Consider the following 23244-nt stretch of genomic DNA (forward strand, 5'->3'; position numbering starts at 1 on the left):
CGCGAATTTTAATGGGCTCCAGAACAAAAGAGAAAAGCTGTTATTGAAAACTTAGATTCCATAAATAAACCACTACATATATAAAAAAAGACCCTGCAAAAAAGCAGAGTCTTTATAGATGGTTAGGTTGTTTTTTACTCGATCACTGACAAGAAATCTCGTCCCAGAACCAGTTGCTTTGCGTTGGGCTTTCCCACACTCCTGGGCCATTTTTCGCAACAAAACATTTGTTTTGGTACGTCACTTTATCGCCGTTAGCGACTTGCGTTACACCCGGCTCCCACTGAATAAAATTGCCTGTCACTGGTGGTTCTGGCTCGGTTACTGGCGGCTCAGGTTCTGTGACGGGCGGCTCTGGCTCAGTCACCGGTGGTTCAGGTTCCGTTGTAGGCGGCTCCGTAGGAGTGCCTGAAACCAGCTTCCACGGGTCTCCTTTCGTTGGCTCATTACCTTGTGACCACCATTTCGCTTCGTAAACAGCACCTTGGTAAGAGACTTGTTCCCCCGTGTTATATACTTTGCCAGAATCCCAAGCTGCCACACCACCTACAGGCGGATCGACCGGATCCACTGGATCTAACTTGTCAACTACACGAACTTCTGGCCAACCCGCATGAGATTGGTAGAAGTTAGTTACACATTTCTCATAATCACCCGCAACTAGCGCAGAGTAAGCCGTTTGGAAACCAACAAGTTCACATTCAAAAGAGTGGCCTCCCGGACGATCTGAGTAGTATTTCCAGTTTCCATCCCAGTTGGTGTACAACACGTCTGTCGCACCATTCAGATTTAAGCTACCGTAAGGCGTCTGCTGCCAACAGGTATTGGTCTCATCGGCTTCAATTGGAATTTGATAATGGGCGGCAAGACCTTCCCAATAACGAATACGGTTAACAGGTTGACCTTTATCCTTGTTTTGCTCACCACACTCAATACCACCATTGATCACGTTGATGGTGGTACCAAAGCCGTAACCAATGCCAGCATCAAGCTCACGCTGTGAAGGCACCCAAGTACGGTCAATCACATGTAGCATTGCAGGTTTCGGTGCTTGTGGGGTTAGGAAGAACCAGATAGCCGATGCTAAGTTCAGCCACGAATCCGCAACCAAGCCTGGATTTTTTAGCAATACAGATGCATCACCATCAAACATCACTTCAGAGAACGCGCCATAGTTAAAATGGTAAGAAAGCTGTTTTGCACCACGTCCAAAGTAACCTTGTCCAGGTTCACATGGCCAGCGTTTGTTTTGCCAGTCATTTTGACCACAACCTGTTGTGTAACCTTCTTGCCCTTCAGACCATCCCATTTCTCGCACATGAACCAAAGCTTGCTGCCACTCTTCCAACCCTAGCGGATTATCCGATACGTTATCGATCGAAATATGGCCACCGGTTTCTTGTGCAAAGTGAGCAAACGCTGTCATGATCGATTTTTTACAAATTGCATCCGAATCACGACCGTCTGTGTACTCACCACAGAATGCAGGGAACTTACCAATTGCACGTAGGAAACGCGTGTAAGTGTATTCAGGTGCCGCCATTTGAGTCAGGAAGTCCCACTCACTTTCGGGGAATACACGCTCTACACGCTTCACGTTTTCTGGGTTGGTTGTCGCCCCTGGAACAATCGCTTCAACTACTGAGTTCGGGCGTGTCTCTAATGCTTGTGACCAAATGGCATACATAGGATCAGAAGTTTTGCTTTGCTCTACGGCTTGAACGTCACCACGAGCAATAACATAACCATTCGGATTTTGCGGATCGGGCTGAATATTCATACTCGCATTCACTTGTGCTGCTAAGACACAACTCAATGCAAGAGGAAGATGTTTGAGTGCAAACATGTCTAGTCTCCGGATTTCAACAATACAATATACGAGGAATAACTAGACATATAGTGGATCATATATACGAAACACCGAGCCAAGTACGTTGATTCTGCGAGACAAAATGAATAAATAGGTCCTCACACACATTTTGTCACAAGAAAAATGTTACCTTGACTCAAAAGAACAGCGGAGACCCTGTGAGCCTCCGCTTTGTGATGTTTCTCTCTTTATTGATCTGCCGAAACCACCTCTAGCTTCGCGGTTGACTTTTGTTTAGACAGCACAAAATAAACCACACACTGAGAAATAATTGCGGCAAGCACAATCACTGGTGAGGCGTTGATTCCAGCTAAAAGAAAACACCCCAATGCGATCATTCCATTGAGTAATGCGTAAGGTAATTGTGTACGGAAGTGCTCATACTGTTCACACCCCGCTCCTGTCGACGACAAAATCGTAGTTTCAGAGATGGGAGAACAGTGATCGCCAAACAAGCCACCAGATAATACCGCACCAATACAAACCAACAGTGGTGCATCAATCGCGACGGCAGTTGGGATCACTAATGGCATCATGATGGCAAACGTCCCCCAAGATGATCCCGTAGCGAACGAGATAATACCGGCCAGTAAAAACGCAACCGCTGGCAATAACCAGTAAGGGAAACCGGCTTGAGCTTGTTCAGCAATGTATGCAGCTGCACCTAATTCTTTCCCAACCGAGCTAAGCGCCCAAGCCAATACCAGAATCACCGCCACTGACATCATGTTTGACATCCCTTTCAGATAAACCTGAATACCATCCGAAAGCTTTCTTACGCCATAAAACGCCATCAGCGCAATTAAAGTGAAGGCCGCGAAGAAATATGCAGAAGAAAGTGCAGCCCTAAACGTTGATCCTGCCACTTTTTGAAATGGAAAACCGTGTGGCACGAGGATGGTACATAGAACCACCAGCATAACGAGCAAAGGTGCCCATACAAAACTAGATTTTGCATTTTTATGCGTAAACACATTCATGGACTCCTGCACTTTCCCAAAGTCGGAGCCCTGCTCTGCTAGTTGTTCAGCCTTCGCCATCGGTCCGAAATCTAATTTGAAGAAAGAGACAATCGGCACAATCGCGATCGCAAGAAAGGCGTAAAACTGATACGGGATCGCACCAATGAAAGCATCCCAATCACTCATACTGACATTCAGGGCAGTAAACTCTTTTTGAATCAATCCCATGATGTAAACGCCCCATCCGATAAAAGGGATCAAGATTGCGACGGGAGAGGAAGTAGAGTCGATAATAAAAGCTAATTTTTGGCGTGATACTTTTAACTTATCAAATAAAGGGCGAAAAACAGGGCCAACAATCAGTGGTGTACCAAGGTCTGAGAAGAAAATAACCACACCACCGAACCATGCGGACAGTTGAGCTTGGCATTTACTCGCAACCCATTGAGTAACCTTTTTAGCAAACGCCACACCACCGCCAGATTTCTCCATCAAGGCAACAAAGCCACCAATAAAGACCAAGAGCAAAATGACGCCCGCATTGTAGCTGTCAGTTAATTGCGGCAGTAGATAGCTTTTCATCAATGCACTAAACGAGTCTAGTGGCCCTTTTTCGACAAATGTCCCTTCAAGCATAGCGACACCACTCACCACACCCGCGAATAAACCAACAACGACATTTCTTGTGGTCAGCGCGAGGAAAAGAGTAATAAGGATGGGAATGAGAGAGGTAACGTCAGCCTGTTCCATAGCAATACCATTTATGATAATTAAACAACTAAAGTGAATATATATTTAATTTAACCGCATGTATATATCTCTCACAAAAAAGTTGAACCACCTCTTCACAAACTTGAAGTACAAAAAAACCAGCCCGAAGGCTGGTTCTTATAAACTCAACTGTCTAGAGGAAAATTATTCCCACTCGATAGTCGCTGGTGGCTTACCTGAAATGTCGTAAACAACACGAGAAATGCCATCAACTTCGTTGATAATACGGTTAGATACCTTACCAAGGAAGTCGTATGGTAGGTGCGCCCAGTGTGCCGTCATAAAGTCGATGGTTTCTACTGCACGCAGTGATACAACCCAGTCGTATTTACGGCCATCGCCCATTACACCTACAGAGCGAACTGGTAGGAATACCGTGAACGCTTGAGATACTTTGTCATATAGGTCTGCAGCGTGAAGCTCTTCAATAAAGATAGCATCAGCACGACGTAGCAAGTCACAGTATTCTTTCTTGATTTCACCAAGAACACGAACACCTAGACCTGGACCTGGGAATGGGTGGCGGTAAAGCATGTTATAAGGCAGGCCTAGCTCTAGACCAATCTTACGTACTTCATCTTTGAACAGCTCACGTAGTGGCTCAACAAGACCCATTTCCATGTCATCTGGAAGACCGCCCACGTTGTGGTGCGATTTGATCACGTGCGCTTTACCAGTCTTAGATGCAGCTGACTCGATTACATCAGGATAAATCGTACCTTGAGCTAGCCATTTCGCGTTTTTCAGCTTCTTAGACTCTTCATCGAATACATCTACGAATACGTGACCGATAGTCTTACGCTTCTCTTCTGGGTCAGACTTGCCTTCAAGTGCTTTTAGGAAGCGTTCTTCAGCGTCAACCTTGATGATGTTCAAACCAAATTGGTCGCCGAACATATCCATTACTTGTTGACCTTCGTTTAGACGAAGTAGACCGTTATCAACAAATACACACGTTAGCTTGTCGCCGATTGCGCGGTGAACCAGCATCGCAACTACCGATGAATCAACACCACCAGATAGACCTAGGATAACTTCGTCGTCACCCACTTGCTCTTTAATGCGAGCAACCGCGTCTTCGATGATAGATTCCGAAGTCCATAGACGCTCACAGCCACATACGCCAAGAACAAAGTTCTCAAGCATTTGTAGGCCACCTTTTGTGTGTGTCACTTCTGGGTGGAACTGAACACCATAGTATTTCTTCTCTTCGTTCGCCATCGCAGCGTAAGGACAAGTGTCTGTCTCACCAACTTTTACGAAATCGGCTGGGATCTCTACTACTTTGTCGCCATGGCTCATCCAAACGTCTTGAGTTGCTTCAAGGTCTTTAAATAGAGCACATTCACCAGAAACTTTAACCTGAGCGTAGCCAAACTCACGTTCGTTAGAGCCCGCTACTTTGCCTCCTAGCTGTTCCGCCATAGTTTGCATGCCGTAACATACGCCAAGTAGAGGAACGCCAGAGTCAAACACATATTGAGGCGCGCGTGGAGAGTTCTCTTCCGTTACGCTTTCTGGACCGCCAGATAGGATAATGCCATCTGGGTTGAATTCGCGAATATCCGCTTCTTCTACATCCCAGCTCCATAGTTCACAGTAAACGCCGATTTCACGTACGCGGCGTGCTACTAATTGAGTGTACTGAGAACCGAAGTCCAAGATCAGAATACGTTGGTCATGGATATTTTTAGTCATTTTGAGCAGTCTTTTTAAGGCTAAGTGATTAAAACCGAGGCGAGTGTACTCGCCTCTTCTTAATGCTTCAAGGAAAAAGCAAACGTTTCCGTTAGGTAATTAGTTCCCTAGACGGTAGTTCGGCGCTTCCTTAGTAATTTGAACATCGTGTACATGAGACTCTTGCATACCTGCACCAGAGATACGTACAAATTCAGCTTTCGTACGCATATCTTCGATAGTTGCAGAACCAGTTAGACCCATGCTTGAACGTAGACCACCCATTTGTTGGTGTACGATCTCTTTTAGACGGCCTTTGTATGCGATACGACCTTCAATGCCTTCTGGTACTAGCTTGTCCGCTGCGTTGTCAGACTGGAAGTAACGGTCAGAAGAACCTTGAGACATAGCACCAAGAGAACCCATGCCGCGGTAAGACTTGTAAGAACGGCCATTGTATAAAATCACTTCACCCGGCGCTTCTTCAGTACCAGCAAACATAGAACCAACCATCACACATGATGCGCCAGCTACGATTGCTTTACAGATATCACCTGAGAAACGGATACCACCATCAGCAATAACCGGAATACCATAATCATTAGCCACTTCTGCCGCATCTGCGATTGCAGTGATTTGTGGAACTCCCACACCCGTTACAATACGAGTTGTACAGATAGAACCAGGGCCGATACCAACTTTCACTGCGCTTACGCCAGCTTCGATTAGTGCTTTAGCACCAGCACCTGTTGCTACGTTACCACCGATGATGTCTAGATCTGGGTAAGCAGCGCGAGTTTCGCGGATGCGGTTTAGTACACCTTCAGAATGTCCGTGTGAAGAGTCGATAAGTAGAACGTCAACGCCTGCTTCAACTAGAGCAGCAACACGCTCTTCGTTACCAGCGCCAGCACCAACGGCTGCGCCAACACGTAGGCGACCACGCTCATCTTTACATGCGTTTGGTTTACGTTCTGCTTTGTGGAAGTCTTTCGCAGTAATCATACCGGTTAGTTGGAACTCATCATTCACAACCAATACTTTCTCTACACGAGCTTCGTGCATTTTCTCTTGCACTTCTTCTCGTGTTGCACCTTCTTTAACTGCTGCCAACTTCTCTTTTGGCGTCATTACTGAAGATACTTTCTTAGAAAGGTCCGTCACAAAACGAACGTCACGACCAGTGATAATACCAACAAGCTCATTGCTCTCAGTGACAACAGGGAAACCTGCAAAACCATGTTTTTCAGTGAGTGCAACAACATCAGCGATGGTCGCGTCAGGGTTTACAGTAACCGCGTCAGTCACCATACCAGCTTCGAACTTCTTAACTTTACGAACTTCGGCTGCCTGCTGCTCAATAGACATGTTCTTGTGGATAAAGCCAATGCCACCCTCTTGCGCTAGCGCAATCGCTAGACGAGCTTCAGTAACAGTGTCCATAGACGCTGAAATCATTGGGATGTTTAGGGTGATGTTCTTAGTTAGCTGAGTGCGAAGATCAGCTGTGTTTGGGAGAACGGTGGAGTGTGCTGGCACAAGTAGTACGTCATCGAATGTCAGCGCTTCTTTGGCAATTCTTAGCATTTGCAATATCTCACAATTAGAGGAGTAAAAAGAACAATCCAATCTCATCGTTTCGCATAATGAGGGTAACCTGTGTTAGCAACAAGCTACATTTGGATTAGATATTGCGGAGGGATTATACGGTTAACGCAATCGCTTGACCACAAATTTTTTAATTTTTTTCTTGCAATTACCCCCTTGCTATGTATTATATTGCCGCTAATTTCCATACTCACGTCTAAGAGATTAGCTGTGCTCTCCAAGACCAATCAAAACATCTTTACTGTTTCTCGTCTCAACGCAGAAGTTCGTTTACTCCTTGAAAACGAAATGGGGATCGTTTGGCTCGTCGGAGAGATATCCAACTTTTCAGCTCCTGTCTCTGGTCACTGGTACCTCACTCTTAAAGACTCTCGCGCTCAAGTTAAATGTGCCATGTTTCGTGGTAACAATCGCCGCGTTACTTTCAAGCCCGCTAACGGTAATCAAGTCCTAGTAAAAGCTCGTCTTTCTCTTTATGAGCCTCGCGGTGACTACCAATTGATCATCGAAAGCATGCAACCGGAAGGTGACGGCCGACTTCAGCAAGAGTTTGAAGAGCTGAAAATGAAGCTTGCAGCAGAAGGGTTGTTCGCTCAAATCAATAAGCAATCTTTGCCTGAGCACCCTAAACGTGTTGGCGTCATCACATCGAAAACTGGTGCCGCGCTTTACGACATCTTAGACGTATTGAAACGTCGTGATCCTTCCCTACCTGTTGTGATTTATCCTACAGTGGTACAAGGTGAGGACGCAGCCATTCAAATTGCACAAGCCATTGGTCGCGCTAACAGCCGTGATGAATGTGATGTGCTAATTGTGGGCCGAGGTGGTGGTTCATTAGAAGACTTATGGTGCTTTAACAACGAGATATTAGCTCGCACGATTGCAGCAAGCCAAATTCCTATTATTAGCGCCGTTGGACATGAAGTTGACGTGACAATAGCTGATTTTGTCGCCGACGTACGCGCGCCTACTCCATCAGCAGCCGCTGAGCTAGTAAGCCGTGATAACAGCCACAAAGATCAAGCTTTAGTTACCCGCCAGCATAAGTTAGCGAGCGCGATGCGTTACTACCTAGCACAACAAAAGCAGCAATCTGCTCAATTAGTGCACCGTCTAGAGAGACAGCACCCAAGCTATCGCTTGCAACGTCAGACGCAACAGTTAGATGAGTTGGACATGCGCTTACAGCGAGCGATGAGTCGTTTTATTGCCTTGCGTCAACAGCGAATCGAGCGTCAACATTATCGGCTGCAATTAAATTCTCCTGTAACACGCCTTGCCGAGCAGAAGTCGAAGCTAGAACGTGTTGAGCAAAAGCTCATGGATGCAATGGATCGCAAATTACTGACTATGCGCCATCAACTCGCGATTGCCGCAGAAAAGTTGGACACCGTCAGCCCACTAGCGACATTGAAACGAGGTTACTCAATTACTCAAACTGAGCAAGGTAAAGTAATTACGCAATCTTCAGATGTAAAGTCGGGAGATGTATTGATTACCCGGTTAGCCGAAGGCGACGTTCGTTCTACCGTTAACTGAATACAAACTCTGGTTAACTGACTTTCTGGAACTCAAATCGGACACGTGATTTTGATTTGAGTTCATTACACACATTACAAAAGTAACTCGCAGCACCGCATGCTTGCAGCTTCTCCAGCTCTGCCTCACAATCAGGGCAAAAACCTACTTTTTTAAAATCCGATTCACACTGTGCACAATGGTATTGTCCTGTCCATTCCAGTTCGACATTGCAAGTCGGGCAAATGTTCTGCTGCATATCCCGTTCCTCTCTCTAAACTAAGCAATTTCGAGTAACGCATGCTACTCAAAATAACGAACAAGTATGTTGCTCTTCATCACCGCCCCAACAAGTTTCACGAGGCGTTAACCATACTTGATACGTAGGATCTTATACTGATCGTCTGATATTTACTCCTTGATCAGCGATCACCCCTTAAAAGAATATTTATATAACCACACACCGAAAGCATAAGTTACATATTCTGCATTCCAATTTAAGACAGAATAAAAAACCTTAAAGAGATTTAATTAAACGAAAAATCAGAATTTAATAAAAAGATCTTATTCAAAAAGCAGTGTTTACATTGGTGTGCATTTCGATAGTTTGAGCGTCGAGCTTAACGAGTTTAACTTGGATAAAAGCAAACTCATTTAAATGGCTCGCATGCATTCCACCACAAGGGATTACCGCTAATTGACCTTCCCCTAAATCGCACTTCCAATAGCGAGAATCCGTTAATCTATCGCCGTGGCATTCCATGGTGATCATCGCATCTCTTTGAAGCCATTCAACCAGTTGGCCATTCACTTTTTCTGCAATCGCCTGGAGGTCATTCAGCATATCTGCACTGTTTAATCCTCTTTTACGGAGTGTTTTGCCTAAACGGTACGTATCGAGGCACTTGTCTGGAGTAACATAACTCGTAACTTGTGCATAGCTATTAAAGTCATAATAACCATGTGGGTCTTTGCGGTCTGCGTCTTTTCGCCAATAGTCTTCCGCTAGTACTTTATTCAACGCCAAATACGCTAAGTGTCCTGCAGTGTGGCCTCGACTCAAAGCGCGTTGGTAATCCTTATCTACCGCCAATGTCACCAAATCATCAGTAACAAGTGATTCCGTACGTGATAAAACATGCACGACGACAAACACCCAACCTTCAGCATCACGCTTTACAGGGATGTCACTACCCACATACAGAGCACCACTTTCCTGCTCCACTGCCCCAACTTGGCAATCTACTACGTCATGCTCAGCCCCATTCACCTTCAACGTTCCTTTGTCTGCAGGGTGATCCGGCCATATGTGACTAACGGGATGGAACGGCGTGACATCTGTAATAACGTAAGTCACTTCTTCCGTATATTGAACGAGCTGTATTTGTGCTTCTAATTGCCATGTTTGATGACAAAAACGAGTCTTTGTTGCTGTGATAGTCATTTTTACGATTACTTTTGATAAAAAAATACCCAAGTAGAAACTTGGGTATTCGAATTTCATTATTTATTGCGGTTTTTCACCATCGACATCATACGCTTACGTTTACGCTCTTGTGATAGCGTAAGCTTATTCGTACGGTTCTCGTATGGGTTATCACTGTTGTGGAAGTTAATGCGAATCGGTGTTCCCATAATTTCCAGAGACTTACGGAAGTAGTTCATCAGATAACGTTTATACGAATCTGGCAATTCACGAACCATGTTACCGTGGATAACAACGATCGGTGGGTTGTAACCACCTGCGTGTGCGTATTTGAGTTTGATACGACGACCACGAACCATTGGCGGTTGGTGATCATCCACAGCCATCTTCATGATACGCGTCAGTACTGACGTACCCACACGCGTTGTCGCCGAGTTATATGCTTCTTGGATAGATTCAAACAAGTGACCAACGCCAGTACCGTGCAGCGCAGAGATAAAGTGGATACGCGCGAAGTCGACGAATCCTAGACGGCGGTCCAGTTCTTTCTTCACGCTTTCTTTCACGTCACTGTCTAGACCATCCCACTTGTTAACGGCGATGACAATTGAGCGGCCAGCATTCAGTGCAAAACCAAGCAAGCTTAGGTCTTGGTCTGAAATATTTTCACGAGCATCAATCACCAGTAGAACGACGTTTGCATCTTCTACCGCTTTCAGCGTCTTAACAACAGAGAACTTTTCAACCGTTTCATTGATACGACCACGACGACGAACACCTGCGGTGTCAATTAGTACGTATTCGCGTCCATCACGCTCCATCGGGATGTAGATAGAATCGCGCGTTGTACCAGGCATATCGTATACAACCACACGTTCTTCACCCAGAATACGGTTAGTCAGTGTCGATTTGCCTACGTTAGGACGACCGATGATCGCCAACTTAATCGGCTGCTCTTGAAGGCGTTTGAATTCAGCTTCTGCGTCTTCTTCAGTGTAATCTTCAACAAGAGGCTCTTCGTCTTCGAATCCAGTCAGGTCTTCAATCTCACCTTCTTCAGATTCACTTGTTAGTAGATCATCAAAGAATGGAGATAAAGCACGCTCAAGCAAAGCGGTCACACCACGGCCATGAGCAGCCGCAATCTGGTACATATCATCCACGCCGAGCTGCCAAAAATCAGCACACGCCGCATCGGCATCAATACCATCGATTTTGTTTACTACCAGCATCGCTGGCTTTTCAATTTTACGCAGATGCGCAGCAATTGCTTCATCTGAAGGTGTCAGACCAGCACGACCGTCAACAAGGAACAATACAACATCAGCCTCATCAATCGCGGCTAATGACTGTTCTGCCATCTTTGTTTCCACGCCTTCTTCTGTGCCATCGATACCACCAGTATCAATCACAATGAATTCGTGCTCTTCACCAAGTCTCGCCTGGCCATATTTACGGTCTCGCGTTAGGCCTGGAAAGTCCGCAACCAACGCGTCACGAGTGCGAGTCAATCGGTTAAATAGTGTAGATTTACCTACGTTCGGACGCCCTACTAGAGCTACAACAGGTACCATAACAACCTCTACAATAATCTTTCTTCTGTAGTTATAGGTAACGACTTGCTCGATGCCAAATCAAACCAGCTTTTTACCTATAACCACGTCAGGGTTAATAAATTCAAACAACAAAACGGCTCCTAGCTGTCACCAGCCAGGAGCCGAATGTGAATTATATCACGATATTATTCGTTAATGGTTAGTTTCTTTACATCGCCGTTGCGAGTTGTAATCACATAACCATCCGACAATAACGTCGGGCCAACAGCCAAGCCGCTATCATCGACAAACTGCTGCGCAACAAATTCGCCCGTTGAACGATCCATCCAGTGAAGGTAACCAAGCGTGTCACCGACAACGAGATAATTGCCAACAATAACTGGCGCTGTAAGTTGTCGGTGCTCAAGCAAGCTGTTTTCCCACAACTCAGTTCCGCTTCGTGAATCAACGGCAACAACATGATCTTTTTCCGTTATCACAAAGATGCGACTACCATCTGTAGAAATGTCTGTCGCAGATGAGTAATTACGCTTCCAAATCGGGTTCGCTGAACGCAAGTCAATAGCGATAAGTTGGCCATTGTATCCAATGGTGAAAAGAGTACCGCCTAGCACAATTGGCGATGAATCAACGTCAACCAAACGATCAATTTCTGTCGCGCCTTTTGGCGTACCAACAGGCTGTTGCCAAATCAACTGACCACGCTCAACGATAGCAGCTGCGAGTCGGCCATTTGCCGTTCCCCAAAATACACCGCCACCAATTGCAGTCGGAGTACTGTCGCCACGTAAAGTTAAGTTCGGCACTTCTGTACTCAATGCCCAGCGTTGCTCACCTGTACTCTCATTAAGGGCAATCAACATGCCTCGGCTAGTATTGATGATAATAAGGCCTGAATCTGCAACTGGCTTCGCCAGTACCTCACCACCAACTTTGACACGCCAAACAATTTCACCTGTTTCTTGGTCAAGAGAGATGACTTCACCATTCTCAGAGCCAATGTAAAGGTTTCCGTATGCCGCTGTGATACCACCAGAGAGACGAGCAATGACATCTTCTTCTAGGTCCGTTTGCCAACGTTGTTTACCGTTTTCAGGATCCAGCGCTTTTACTAAGCCATCACGACTTGCCACGAACAATGTATCATTCGCAAATACAGGGGATAGTTTTGAAAAGTAATGACCAACACCATCGCCAACCGATGTGCTCCACTCACTACTGGTTGTAAACTGACTGTCTACCTGAGGTAGTGGCGCCATTACAATGGTGTCTTTCTCACCTGCACAACCGACAAGTACTCCCATTGTTAACGCCCCTAGCAAGGCTTTCTTAAAGACTCTTTTCATCCAATGCGGTCCTTATTTCGCCAGATCGTCCAATTTCATTTGTAGTGTCGGGCTTGCATCTGCCGCTTGCTGAGCTTCAGTATACGCAGCGTACGCAGCATCTTTGTCACCTTGGCGAATCGCAATATCGCCACGAAGTTCAGCAATACGACCTGTCCATGCTGTATCAGTGACGTTACTTAGCTCTGCCGTTGCAGCGTCGAAGTTACCCATTTCCGTCTCAATACGCGCAATGCGGTAACTAATCAATGGTAACAACGCAGCATCTTGAGTGTTGCTTTGCGCCCACTTCAGTTGCTCCAATGCAGCAGAAAGGTCTTGAGCTTCAACTTGTGCTTTAGCAAGTTGTAGCGCAGCCAATACTGAATATTCTTTTACTTCATTTGACTCAATGAAAGCTTTCACGTCAGCTTGAGCATCAGTGCCTTTGTCTTGCAAAGCATTCATTGCTGTCGTGTAGCTTTGAGAAGCTGCTTCACTCGCCTGAATCACAGAATCCTGGTAGTAACGCCAGCCGAATAGACCACCTAAACCAACAACCGCACCGATGATGACGGCTTTGCCGTTTTCCTTCCACCAGTCTTTAATGGCTTCAACTTGTTGTTCTTCAGTATCGTAAAGTTCCACTTCCTGTCCTCTTAAAACATGTAAATGGCAGCTTAGCTGCCATTGTTCCTATTTCGTTTAAAGGCTCCACATTTGGGAGCCTTAGCTTACGAACTAGGATGTAATTTTGTTAGATTACTAAAAGACTTAAATCAGTGCTGCGATCTTTTCTGCAACTTCTGCTTGGTTGTAAGTCTCTTGCTCACCACCAGCTAAGTCTTTCAGTACTACGGTATTATCCGCAACTTCGTTTTCGCCCAGAACCAATGCTACAACAGCACCAACTTTGTCTGCGCGTTTAAACTGTTTCTTGAAGTTACCGCCACCGAAGTGATTCATCACACGAACGCCTGGAACAGACTCGCGAAGCTGTTCTGCTAGCTTCATTCCTGCCATCATGGTGCCTTCACCCGCTGTGACTACGTACACGTCAACACTGCGACGAACGTCTGTCAGTTCCAACGTTTCTAGCATCAGTACTAGACGCTCTAGGCCCATTGCAAAGCCAACCGCTGGTGTTGGTTTACCACCTAATTGCTCTACAAGGCCATCGTAACGACCACCGCCACATACAGTGCCTTGAGCACCTAGGCTCTCAGTGATCCACTCAAATACCGTGCGATTGTAGTAATCCAGACCACGAACTAGACGTTCGTTAACTGTGTATTTGATACCTGCGGCGTCTAAAAGTTCACATAGACCTGCGAAGTGTGCTTTAGACTCTTCACCCAAGTAATCTGAAAGGCGAGGTGCATCACCTAAAATAGCTTGAACGTCTGGGTTCTTCGTATCCAGAACACGCAGTGGATTCGTGTGCATGCGACGCTTACAATCTTCGTCTAGCACATCAATATGTTGCTCAAGGAATGCAACCAGTGCAGTACGGTAGTCTGCGCGGTCTTCTTGAGAACCGATAGAGTTCAGCTCAAGACGGACATGCTCATTGATACCTAGCTCACGCCATAGACGCGCCGTCATCATGATAAGCTCTGCATCAACATCTGGACCATTTAGACCAAACACCTCAACACCACACTGGTGGAATTGACGGTAACGACCTTTCTGCGGACGTTCATGGCGGAACATAGGCCCCATGTACCACAGACGCTGTTCATCACGGTTGATAAGGCTGTTTTGAATACATGAACGTACACAACCCGCCGTACCTTCAGGGCGAAGTGTTAGGCTGTCGCCGTTACGGTCATCAAAGGTGTACATTTCTTTTGAAACGACGTCTGTTTCTTCACCAACAGCGCGGCTGAATAGGTTTGTTTCTTCAACGATTGGCATGCGCACTTCGTTATAACCGTATGCGCTAATTACATTTTTCACTGTGTTTTCTAGTTTTTGCCACAGTGGCGACTGAGTTGGGAGGCAATCGTTCATGCCTCGAATTGCTTGAATTGTTTTTGCCACAATACTTACCGTAATTCTCGTTGAGATTAATCTTGTACTTTAACTTCGATGCGGTTTTCGCCATTCATCATAGCTGCTTTCGCACGGATCTTAGCTTCTAGCTTATTCACAAGGTCATCGTTATCAAAGCGCTCTTTCTGGCGTTTACCATCTTCGTAGAATGCGCTCTTCTTGTTACTACCTGCTAGACCTAAGTGAGAAACTTCTGCTTCACCAGGGCCGTTTACCACACAACCGATGATAGACACATCCATTGGCGTGATGATGTCTTCTAAACGTTGCTCCAGTGCATTCACCGTACCAATCACATCGAATTCTTGGCGTGAGCAGCTTGGGCACGCAATAAAGTTGATGCCTCGAGAGCGAATGCGCAGAGATTTAAGGATGTCGAAACCGACTTTGATTTCTTCAACTGGATCGGCAGCCAAAGAGATACGCAGCGTATCGCCTATCCCTTCAGATAACAGCATACCTAAGCCAACAGATGACTTAACAGCGCCAGCTCGAGCACCACCCGCCTCTGTGATACCTAAATGAAGAGGCTGATCGATTTTCTTCGCCAGCAGACGATATGAATCCACCGCAAGAAAAACGTCTGAAGCTTTCACGCTAACTTTAAATTGGTCAAAGTTAAGACGATCGAGATGATCTACGTGACGCATCGCCGATTCAACCAAGGCTTCTGGCGTAGGCTCACCGTATTTCATCTGTAGATCTTTTTCCAAAGATCCACCATTGACACCAATACGGATCGGGATATTTTTATCGCGAGCGCAATCAACAACAGCGCGAATGCGCTCTTCATTGCCGATGTTACCTGGGTTGATACGTAAACAGTCAACTCCGTACTCCGCCACTTTCAGCGCGATACGATAGTCGAAATGAATATCAGCCACTAATGGTACAGAAACTTGCTGTTTAATCAGTTTGAAAGCTTCTGCTGCGTCCATCGTAGGTACAGAAACTCGAACGATATCTGCGCCGACTTTTTCTAGTGCTCGGATTTGAGCGACTGTCGCTTCTACGTCAGTCGTGCGAGTGTTAGTCATTGACTGTACTGCAATTGGCGCACCATCACCAATTGGCACATCACCCACATAAATACGCGTCGATTTACGACGAATAATTGGAGATTCGTGTTGCATAATTTTTTATAACGGTAGAGTGAATCTAGCTACTTTGCCTGAAGTATACCCAGAAAGGTCGACAGGTTCACTTGCAAATGTCATTGTAACCCCTTCCGGTGCGCCTAATATCACTTTAAATGGCGCTTTTCCGGTAAGTTCTACATCTTGTCCTGGCTTATGAGTACCACTTACCAGCGTTTTACCATTGGTGTCTTTTACTTGAATCCAACAGTCCGCTTTAAACTTCATAGTAAGAAGTGTCATGCCTTCAGGTACTACTGGCGCAGGCTGTTCCTCTTCCGCCGCTTCAATCACGGCAACAGGTTCTTCAGAATCTACGCTTGTTGTATTTTCAGTTTCAGTCAGCAAAGGATCCGCCCCTTGCTCAACGGGTGCTTCAGTCAATTCAGCAACACCTTCATTAGTTGAAGCAACTTCTTCAGGAGTGCTTGCGATTAACTCTTCAGCCGTCATCAAATCGATATCAGCTAATTCTTGAGCAGTGGGCTGCGGCGCTTCAACACTTGAATCCGTTACTTCCTTAGTTAGGCTATTCTCTTGTTGGTTTTGCCACCACCATGCAGCTGAAATGCCAATAATGACTAGCCCGATAACCCAAGTAAGGAGCATAATACGGCTATTGTGCTTCTCGTCTTTTGTTTTACGAGAGAAGCTTTGCATTTCAATTTCTTGCTCTTGAGGCTGAGCATCGGCAGTCTGCTCTAACGCCGTCAAAACCACCTTCTCATCAAGACCTACGAATTTAGCGTAAGAGCGTAAGTAACCACGCGTAAATGTCGCGACTTGTTGAGATTCAAATCGGTTATTTTCAATATCTTCAATCACAGAAATGCGAAGCCTCAGGCGGTCGGCAACTTGCTTTTGGCTCATTCCCAAGGATTCACGTTTGTTTTTCAGTAATGTGCCAGCTTCAATAGAGAGTGGCACTTCATTCGTATTTTCGTGTTCTGTCATAATGGCGGTATTTAATCTGTTTTAGTGGCTAACGTGGTCATGTATTTTCGTTATTGTTCTTAAGCCTCTTTAAAGATAGCTAGCCAAAACGCGTTAACCAAAAATAATAATTTTAAGAAACTCTCAGCGATCTGAGTGCGAATACCCGTTTTGCAAAAATCAGCAAAACGTATGTGAGAAAGTGCTGAGAATTATCGGTGTCATCGTTAGTGTTACATATCATGATAAGCGAATGCGCAACGAAGACAAAAACTCTTTACACTCAAACTAACAGATAGCTCAAGCTTTTGTCCAAACTTTGACAAAGGAATTCGAAATTATACCCAAATAACCTTAGGTTGAAGAGTGATAGTCCCAAATCTTGGCGAAAATGTCCTAAACAATAAACAAAATAGCCAGAGCGAATGGCTCTGGCTATTTTTGAATTCCGGTCGTTTATACAGCTTTCACTTCAATGGTATCAGCACCGCGTGACGCTTTCAGCATTGCCGTACGTTTAGTTCGGTCAATTACATCACCGACCAACTGACCACATGCGGCATCAATGTCATCACCACGTGTTTTACGAACCGTAACTGTGTGCTCGTATTGCATCAATGTTTTTTGGAAGCGATCAATACGTGAGTTACTTGGTTTCTTGTAAGGTGAACCTGGGTACGGGTTAAACGGAATCAAGTTAATCTTACATGGTGTGTCTTTCATCAATTCAGCCAGCTCGCGTGCATGGTCCATGTCATCGTTCACATGATCAAGCAACACGTACTCGACTGTTACCTTGCCACGGTTTGCATTCGATGAAGCAATGTAACGACGAACGGATGCTAGGAAATCTTGAATATCCCAACGATCGTTAATTGGCATAATTTCACTACGCAGCTTATCGTTTGGCGCATGAAGAGAGATCGCTAACGCAACGTCGATTTTGCCCGTCATCTGATCAAGACCAGAAACGACACCTGATGTTGATACGGTTACGCGACGCTTCGACAAACCAAAGCCAAGGTCATCCAGCATTAACTCCAATGCAGGAATCAAGTTCTTCATATTAAGAAGCGGCTCACCCATGCCCATCATCACGACGTTCGTAATTGGGCGACGGCCTGTTTCTTTCTCAAGACCAATTTCACGTGCAGCACGCCACACCTGACCGATGATCTCTGAAACTTTCAAGTTACGGTTAAAGCCCTGCTGTGCTGTTGAGCAGAACTTACATTCCAATGCACAACCTACTTGAGAAGATACACAAAGCGTTGCGCGATCATCTTCTGGAATGTAAACCGTTTCTACATCCTGATCACCAACCTTCATTGCCCACTTGATCGTGCCGTCTGAAGAATGCTGGGCTTCTGCTACAGTTGGTGCTTTAATTTCACACTTGTGTAAAAGCTTTTCGCGCAGCTTCTTGTTGATGTTTGTCATTTTTTCGAAGTCATCGACACCGAAATGGTAGATCCACTTCATAACCTGATCGGCACGAAACGCTTTCTCGCCAAGTTCTTCCGCGAAAAACTGACGCATGCCTTTGCGATCAAAGTCGAGTAGATTGATTTTTTCAGTGGTCATGTTGCCTCTCAATGACTGAAACAAGAATAAGGGCGCGAATTGTACAGCCTTTATGCAGCTACAACAAGGGGTGTAAGACCCTGAGTTTGCTAAGGCATTAAAATAAAAACGATTAAATTTTAAACAGACTTTGCGGTGAGAATAATGATTAGACAACCGACAGCAAAAGCGTAGAAGTGATACAGAGAAAACAGTGAGAACAAACACACTTAACTAAGCTTTCCCCCCTGTAAGATGCTCAGATTAGCCAACGTCTTCGCGAATAATTACGAATGAACTCGCCGGTGAAATGGAGAACGCGGAATAAAAAACCTCGGACAAATCCGAGGTTGTTACGAACTAGATCATCACGCAAAAGTGATGCATGAACGAGTTAGCGAGAGAAAACTTCTGATTCAGGGAAGAAAAACTCAATTTCACGAGCGGCAGACTCAGGGCTATCGGAACCATGAACTGAATTGTGACGCATGCTGAGTGCGTAATCAGCACGCAAAGTGCCGCATGCCGCTTCCTCTGGGTTGGTTTTACCCATTAGCTCGCGGTAACGTGCAATCGCATTTTCACCTTCCAATACCTGAACCATAATAGGACCAGATGTCATGAACTCTTTTAGAGGAGGGAAAAACTCTTTACCTTCATGCTCTGCATAAAAGCCGCTTGCCTGATCTTCTGTCAGGTGAACCATTTTGGCAGCGATGATACGTAGGCCAGCCTTTTCAATACGATTGTAGATTTCACCAATTAGGTTTCGCTCTACAGCATCAGGCTTAATGATTGAAAATGTTCTTTCTAGAGCCATAAAATTTCCTTTCTGTACTTGTAATAATAGTTGTGCTTTTAAAGTGACTTACTGGGTAAGAGCAGCACTCAAACAAGAGAGTGCTGCAATCAATCTTATTTTCCAGCTTGCTCATTGAGGAAACGAGCAAGTGTACGAACACCCATACCCGTTGCTCCCGCAGCCCATTTATCAGAAGCGGCTTTACGATACGTACCCGCACAGTCGAAATGTAACCAGCCTTTTTTGTAGTCCTCAACGAAGTAAGACAAGAATGCAGCTGCAGTGCTTGCACCTGGAGAATAATCACCAGAGCTGATATTCGATAAATCGGCAAAATTAGATGGCAGCATTTCTCGATGGAAGTCAGCAAGTGGTAGCGGCCACAAGCCTTCTTTTTCCTGGTTTGCCGCCGTAAGCGCTTGATGCGATAGCTCATCATCAAAGCTCATTAGCGCATGGTAATCGTTACCTAACGCATTCTTCGCTGCGCCTGTTAGCGTCGCGCAGTCAATAATTAACTCAGGCTTTTGCTCACTGGCGTAGATAAGACCGTCGGCAAGCACCAAGCGACCTTCCGCGTCGGTATTCATAATCTCAACGGTTTTGCCGTTTTTGTAAGTGATGATGTCGCCAAGCTTAAGGGCACGGCCAGAAACCATGTTCTCAGCACAACACAAGATCAGTTTTACGCGCTTGTTTAAACCGCGCAAGATAGCTAATCCTAGGCCACCAGTTATAGTACCCGAGCCACCCATATCTGCTTTCATTGCACTCATGAAGGTAGAAGGCTTCAAGCTGTAACCACCGGAATCAAAGGTGATGCCTTTACCCACAAGACATGCGAATACAGGTGCGTTTTCGTCACCAGTTGGGTTGTAGTCTAACTGAAGCATCGCAGAAGTACGCTCAGAACCACGGCCTACTGCGTAAATACCTTCCCAACCTTCTGCCAACAAGTCTTTGTCTTTGACGATACGAGCTGTCACCGTGCCTTTCGGCGCAACAGATTTGATGAATTCAGCAGCCATTGTCGCTAGCTGACGAGGAGCAACTTCTTCTGCCGTTTTGTTGATAATATCGCGGGTAAAATCAGTCGAAGTAATACGAGCTTGAAGCTCTGCTTGATCTTCATCAGACAATGCTGCCCACTCAACTGAGCCATGTTTTTTAGGGTTACGGAACCCTTGGTGGAAAGCCCATACGCTCTCTAGATCCCAGTTATCACCAGAAAGAAAAATAGAACGAATTCCTTGGCCATCTAGCTGACGAGCTGCACGTTGAATTGCGCCGAGATCATGACCTTCACCTAAGTGAATAGTTGCGCCGTTTTCAGCGAATGAAAGCAGTGCTTTTTCACCCCAATGTGGTGCTGCCGACTCTTGACTTAAAAATACAGACATCTGTGTAGACATGGTTTCTCCTTGTCTTATAGCAGCGTTGCCTACGCTGCTTCTTTTAAATAACTCACGGATGTTAGCATTATGTAGGGCAAAAATGTCAATTGGATAAAAAAACGGACCTAAAGGTCCGCTTTTTTTAGTAAGAATTGTTAACTAGGCTGTGTTTTACAGACTTAGTCTGCTTCGTCCATCCAGCACATGATAACGGCTTCTAGAATCTTTTCATTAGAACGGTTTGGCTCATCGTCAAACTCATCTAACTCCATGATCCATTGATGAAGATCGGTAAAACGCACTGTTTTTGGATCGACATCTGGAAACTTGTCACAAAGTTCAATCGCGATATCGCGAGAATCTGTCCATTTCATTGCTCATCTTCCTTTTGCTTCTTCCCTATATTGGGAAGATAGTTTTAGTGATCTTCTGAAGCGTGGTTTAATGTGTATTTAGGAATTTCTACCACCAAGTCTTCATCAGCAATTCTCGCCTGACACCCTAGGCGTGACTCAGGCTCTAGACCCCACGCTTTATCTAGCATGTCGTCTTCTAGTTCTTCACTTTCTTCGAGTGAATCAAAACCTTCACGGATGATTACGTGGCAGGTAGTACACGCACATGACTTCTCACACGCATGTTCAATACCGATACCGTTTTTTAGCGCTACGTCTAGAACGGTGTCACCAGAGTTTGCTTCCAACACTGCACCTTCTGGGCACAAATCGTCGTGTGGTAATACAATAATCTTAGGCATAACTACTTATCTCTTATATATCGTCTACTGATTGACCTGACAACGCAGCTCGAATCGATTTATCCATACGGCGTGATGCGAAATCTTGGCTCGCTTTATCGGTATCTTTAATGCCCTGCTCTATCGCATCTGCATCATCACCATTACGCAGCTCAATCAAGGCTTCGATGGCTTTAATCAAGTTTTGTTTCTCTTGTTCTGATAGTAAGTCATCACCATCAGCTTGCATCGCTGCAATCAAACCTTCTATCACTCGGTCGGCTTCAACACGCTGCTCAGCTAAGGCACGAGCTTGCATGTCTTCTTTTGCGTGCGTCATTGAATCACGCAACATATCCGCCACTTCATTGTCACTTAAGCCGTAAGAAGGTTTTACTTGAATCTCTGATTGAACACCAGTGCTCTTCTCCATTGCCGTAACAGAAAGAAGGCCATCTGCGTCAACTTGGTAAGTCACGCGAATATGTGCCGCACCCGCTGCCATCGGAGGAATACCTTTTAACGAGAAGCGAGCAAGTGAACGACAGTCATCAACCATTTCACGTTCACCTTGTACCACATGAACACTCATCGCCGTTTGGCCATCTTTGAATGTGGTAAATTCTTGCGCACGCGCAACGGGAATCGTAGTGTTGCGGGGGATGATCTTCTCGACCAAACCACCCATGGTTTCAATACCGAGCGACAGTGGAATCACATCAAGAAGCAACATTTCAGAGTCAGGTTTGTTACCCGCTAGGATATCAGCTTGAATACCCGCACCGATTGCGACGACTTCATCTGGGTTAATGCTTGTCAGTGGTGTACGGCCAAAGAATTCGCCAACCATTTCTCGTACAAGCAATGTGCGTGTTGAGCCACCGACCATGACTACTTCAAGTACATCTTCCGCATCTACATCCGCATCTTTCAGCGCACGGCGGCAAGACATCAGGGTTTTCTTCACTAGCGGACGAATCAGATCTTCGAACTGCTCGCGAGTCACGGTGCCTTTCCAACCAAAAACGTCAACGTCAACACTGTCTTGCTCAGAGAAAGCAATCTTAGCTTCAGTAGCAATGTTCAACAGTGTACGGTTCTTTTCTGCAGAAAGCGGCGCTTCTAGACCCGCTTGCTCCATTAAATAATCGGCAAATAGATGGTCGAAGTCGTCACCGCCTAATGCAGAGTCGCCACCTGTTGCTAATACTTCAAATACGCCTTTCGATAAACGTAGGATAGAGATATCAAAAGTACCGCCACCTAGATCGTAAACCGCAATCACACCTTCTTGACCAGAGTCTAGGCCATAAGCAATTGCCGCAGCGGTTGGTTCGTTAAGTAGACGGAGAACATGAAGACCAGCTAATTTCGCCGCATCTTTTGTACCTGCACGTTGCGCGTCATCAAAGTAAGCAGGAACGGTAATAACTACACCAGCTAACTCACCACCTAACGTATCTTCAGCTCGCTTACCCAATACTTTTAGGATGTCCGCAGATACTTCAATCGGGTTTTTGTCACCTTGAGGTGTTTGCAGAATTGGCAGGCCGTTTTCACTCTCTTTAAAACGATAAGGAAGTGAAGAGTAACGGGACTGAATGTCCTTTAATGAACGACCGATCAAACGTTTTACAGAGATAATCGTGTTCTCTGGTTCAAACTCTGCTTTGGCTTTGGCTTCGTGGCCGACCGTTAACGTTTCCTCAGCGTAATTAACGACTGAAGGTAAAATAGTACGGCCCTGCTCGTCCGCAAGTGGAGTTGCATCGCCGCTACGTACAGAAGCAACCAAAGAGTTGGTAGTACCTAAGTCGATACCCGCTGCTAACTTATGCTCATGAGGTGCCGAGCTTTGGCCCGGTTCTGCGATTTGAAGTAGTGCCATGATAGGTCCTTGTCACGCTTA

At 45.6% G+C, this 23244-nt stretch carries 19 protein-coding genes; 1 reads left to right on the top strand and 18 read right to left on the bottom strand.

Annotation, left to right across the window (positions count from 1 at the left end):
* Window positions 1-142: 142 nt before the first annotated feature.
* The 4 genes from R8N47_RS15070 to guaB all read right to left on the bottom strand — a co-directional run bounded on the left by R8N47_RS15070 (window position 143) and on the right by guaB (window position 6867).
* A complete protein-coding gene (locus tag R8N47_RS15070; protein ID WP_054579030.1) occupies window positions 143-1846 on the bottom strand; it encodes a chitinase in 1704 nt (567 codons plus the stop codon).
* A 212-nt stretch (window positions 1847-2058) separates the two neighbouring features.
* Complete coding sequence (locus tag R8N47_RS15075; protein ID WP_064353653.1) at window positions 2059-3582, bottom strand: Na+/H+ antiporter NhaC family protein; 1524 nt, start codon at window positions 3580-3582, stop codon at window positions 2059-2061.
* 165 nt (window positions 3583-3747) lie between these two features.
* Window positions 3748-5301 carry a glutamine-hydrolyzing GMP synthase gene (gene guaA, locus R8N47_RS15080; protein ID WP_005383721.1) on the bottom strand — a complete coding sequence of 518 codons (1554 nt, stop codon included), beginning with the start codon at window positions 5299-5301 and terminating at the stop codon, window positions 3748-3750.
* 99 nt (window positions 5302-5400) lie between these two features.
* The gene (gene guaB, locus R8N47_RS15085) at window positions 5401-6867 is read right to left on the bottom strand and encodes an IMP dehydrogenase (protein ID WP_042521181.1); all 1467 of its coding nucleotides are present in this window, start codon (window positions 6865-6867) and stop codon (window positions 5401-5403) included.
* A gap of 231 nt (window positions 6868-7098) precedes the next feature.
* Here guaB and xseA point away from each other — a divergent pair, with 231 nt between their 5' ends.
* Window positions 7099-8430: an exodeoxyribonuclease VII large subunit gene (xseA, locus tag R8N47_RS15090; RefSeq protein WP_017633909.1), complete on the top strand. Its 1332-nt coding sequence runs from the start codon at window positions 7099-7101 to the stop codon at window positions 8428-8430.
* Window positions 8431-8443: 13 nt separating this feature from the next.
* Here the strand turns inward: xseA and R8N47_RS15095 are convergent, their stop codons facing one another.
* The 14 genes from R8N47_RS15095 to hscA form a co-directional block, all read right to left on the bottom strand.
* Window positions 8444-8668: a zinc ribbon domain-containing protein gene (locus tag R8N47_RS15095; RefSeq protein WP_005381691.1), complete on the bottom strand. Its 225-nt coding sequence runs from the start codon at window positions 8666-8668 to the stop codon at window positions 8444-8446.
* Between the two features lie 309 nt (window positions 8669-8977).
* Entirely contained in the window at window positions 8978-9853 is an 876-nt protein-coding gene (locus tag R8N47_RS15100; protein ID WP_064353684.1) for a hypothetical protein, read from the bottom strand.
* A 59-nt stretch (window positions 9854-9912) separates the two neighbouring features.
* Entirely contained in the window at window positions 9913-11409 is a 1497-nt protein-coding gene (gene der, locus R8N47_RS15105; protein WP_017820569.1) for a ribosome biogenesis GTPase Der, read from the bottom strand.
* Between the two features lie 167 nt (window positions 11410-11576).
* A complete protein-coding gene (gene bamB, locus R8N47_RS15110; protein ID WP_064353652.1) occupies window positions 11577-12737 on the bottom strand; it encodes an outer membrane protein assembly factor BamB in 1161 nt (386 codons plus the stop codon).
* Window positions 12738-12749: 12 nt separating this feature from the next.
* Window positions 12750-13364 (bottom strand): YfgM family protein, encoded by a 615-nt coding sequence (locus R8N47_RS15115; protein WP_005381697.1) that lies wholly within the window; start codon window positions 13362-13364, stop codon window positions 12750-12752.
* A 126-nt stretch (window positions 13365-13490) separates the two neighbouring features.
* A complete protein-coding gene (gene hisS, locus R8N47_RS15120) occupies window positions 13491-14759 on the bottom strand; it encodes a histidine--tRNA ligase (RefSeq protein WP_005381698.1) in 1269 nt (422 codons plus the stop codon).
* Between the two features lie 26 nt (window positions 14760-14785).
* Window positions 14786-15904, bottom strand: coding sequence for a flavodoxin-dependent (E)-4-hydroxy-3-methylbut-2-enyl-diphosphate synthase (gene ispG / locus R8N47_RS15125; RefSeq protein WP_005381699.1), 1119 nt, complete (start codon window positions 15902-15904; stop codon window positions 14786-14788).
* Between the two features lie 6 nt (window positions 15905-15910).
* Entirely contained in the window at window positions 15911-16861 is a 951-nt protein-coding gene (gene rodZ, locus R8N47_RS15130) for a cytoskeleton protein RodZ (protein WP_005383707.1), read from the bottom strand.
* Between the two features lie 435 nt (window positions 16862-17296).
* Window positions 17297-18424, bottom strand: a complete 1128-nt coding sequence (locus R8N47_RS15135; RefSeq protein ID WP_017633913.1) for a bifunctional tRNA (adenosine(37)-C2)-methyltransferase TrmG/ribosomal RNA large subunit methyltransferase RlmN — start codon at window positions 18422-18424, stop codon at window positions 17297-17299.
* A gap of 373 nt (window positions 18425-18797) precedes the next feature.
* Window positions 18798-19223 (bottom strand): nucleoside-diphosphate kinase, encoded by a 426-nt coding sequence (ndk, locus tag R8N47_RS15140; protein ID WP_042521171.1) that lies wholly within the window; start codon window positions 19221-19223, stop codon window positions 18798-18800.
* 95 nt (window positions 19224-19318) lie between these two features.
* A complete protein-coding gene (gene pepB, locus R8N47_RS15145; protein ID WP_005381709.1) occupies window positions 19319-20617 on the bottom strand; it encodes an aminopeptidase PepB in 1299 nt (432 codons plus the stop codon).
* A gap of 161 nt (window positions 20618-20778) precedes the next feature.
* Window positions 20779-20973: a Fe-S cluster assembly protein IscX gene (iscX, locus tag R8N47_RS15150; protein ID WP_005381711.1), complete on the bottom strand. Its 195-nt coding sequence runs from the start codon at window positions 20971-20973 to the stop codon at window positions 20779-20781.
* A gap of 44 nt (window positions 20974-21017) precedes the next feature.
* Complete coding sequence (fdx, locus tag R8N47_RS15155; protein WP_005381713.1) at window positions 21018-21356, bottom strand: ISC system 2Fe-2S type ferredoxin; 339 nt, start codon at window positions 21354-21356, stop codon at window positions 21018-21020.
* A 13-nt stretch (window positions 21357-21369) separates the two neighbouring features.
* Window positions 21370-23223 carry a Fe-S protein assembly chaperone HscA gene (gene hscA, locus R8N47_RS15160; protein ID WP_053302969.1) on the bottom strand — a complete coding sequence of 618 codons (1854 nt, stop codon included), beginning with the start codon at window positions 23221-23223 and terminating at the stop codon, window positions 21370-21372.
* Window positions 23224-23244: the final 21 nt, after the last annotated feature.

The sequence above is a fragment of the Vibrio sp. 2132-1 genome (assembly GCF_033344315.1).

Coding starts and splice junctions, on each gene's coding strand:
- R8N47_RS15100 (WP_064353684.1), bottom strand. CDS start 9,853: ATGACTATCACAGCAACAAAGACTCGTTTTTGTCATCAAACATGGCAA.
- iscX (WP_005381711.1), bottom strand. CDS start 20,973: ATGAAATGGACAGATTCTCGCGATATCGCGATTGAACTTTGTGACAAG.
- fdx (WP_005381713.1), bottom strand. CDS start 21,356: ATGCCTAAGATTATTGTATTACCACACGACGATTTGTGCCCAGAAGGT.
- bamB (WP_064353652.1), bottom strand. CDS start 12,737: ATGAAAAGAGTCTTTAAGAAAGCCTTGCTAGGGGCGTTAACAATGGGA.
- rodZ (WP_005383707.1), bottom strand. CDS start 16,861: ATGACAGAACACGAAAATACGAATGAAGTGCCACTCTCTATTGAAGCT.
- guaA (WP_005383721.1), bottom strand. CDS start 5,301: ATGACTAAAAATATCCATGACCAACGTATTCTGATCTTGGACTTCGGT.
- R8N47_RS15095 (WP_005381691.1), bottom strand. CDS start 8,668: ATGCAGCAGAACATTTGCCCGACTTGCAATGTCGAACTGGAATGGACA.
- pepB (WP_005381709.1), bottom strand. CDS start 20,617: ATGTCTACACAGATGTCTGTATTTTTAAGTCAAGAGTCGGCAGCACCA.
- ispG (WP_005381699.1), bottom strand. CDS start 15,904: ATGCAACACGAATCTCCAATTATTCGTCGTAAATCGACGCGTATTTAT.
- R8N47_RS15135 (WP_017633913.1), bottom strand. CDS start 18,424: ATGACCACTGAAAAAATCAATCTACTCGACTTTGATCGCAAAGGCATG.
- R8N47_RS15070 (WP_054579030.1), bottom strand. CDS start 1,846: ATGTTTGCACTCAAACATCTTCCTCTTGCATTGAGTTGTGTCTTAGCA.
- der (WP_017820569.1), bottom strand. CDS start 11,409: ATGGTACCTGTTGTAGCTCTAGTAGGGCGTCCGAACGTAGGTAAATCT.
- guaB (WP_042521181.1), bottom strand. CDS start 6,867: ATGCTAAGAATTGCCAAAGAAGCGCTGACATTCGATGACGTACTACTT.
- hscA (WP_053302969.1), bottom strand. CDS start 23,223: ATGGCACTACTTCAAATCGCAGAACCGGGCCAAAGCTCGGCACCTCAT.
- R8N47_RS15075 (WP_064353653.1), bottom strand. CDS start 3,582: ATGGAACAGGCTGACGTTACCTCTCTCATTCCCATCCTTATTACTCTT.
- ndk (WP_042521171.1), bottom strand. CDS start 19,223: ATGGCTCTAGAAAGAACATTTTCAATCATTAAGCCTGATGCTGTAGAG.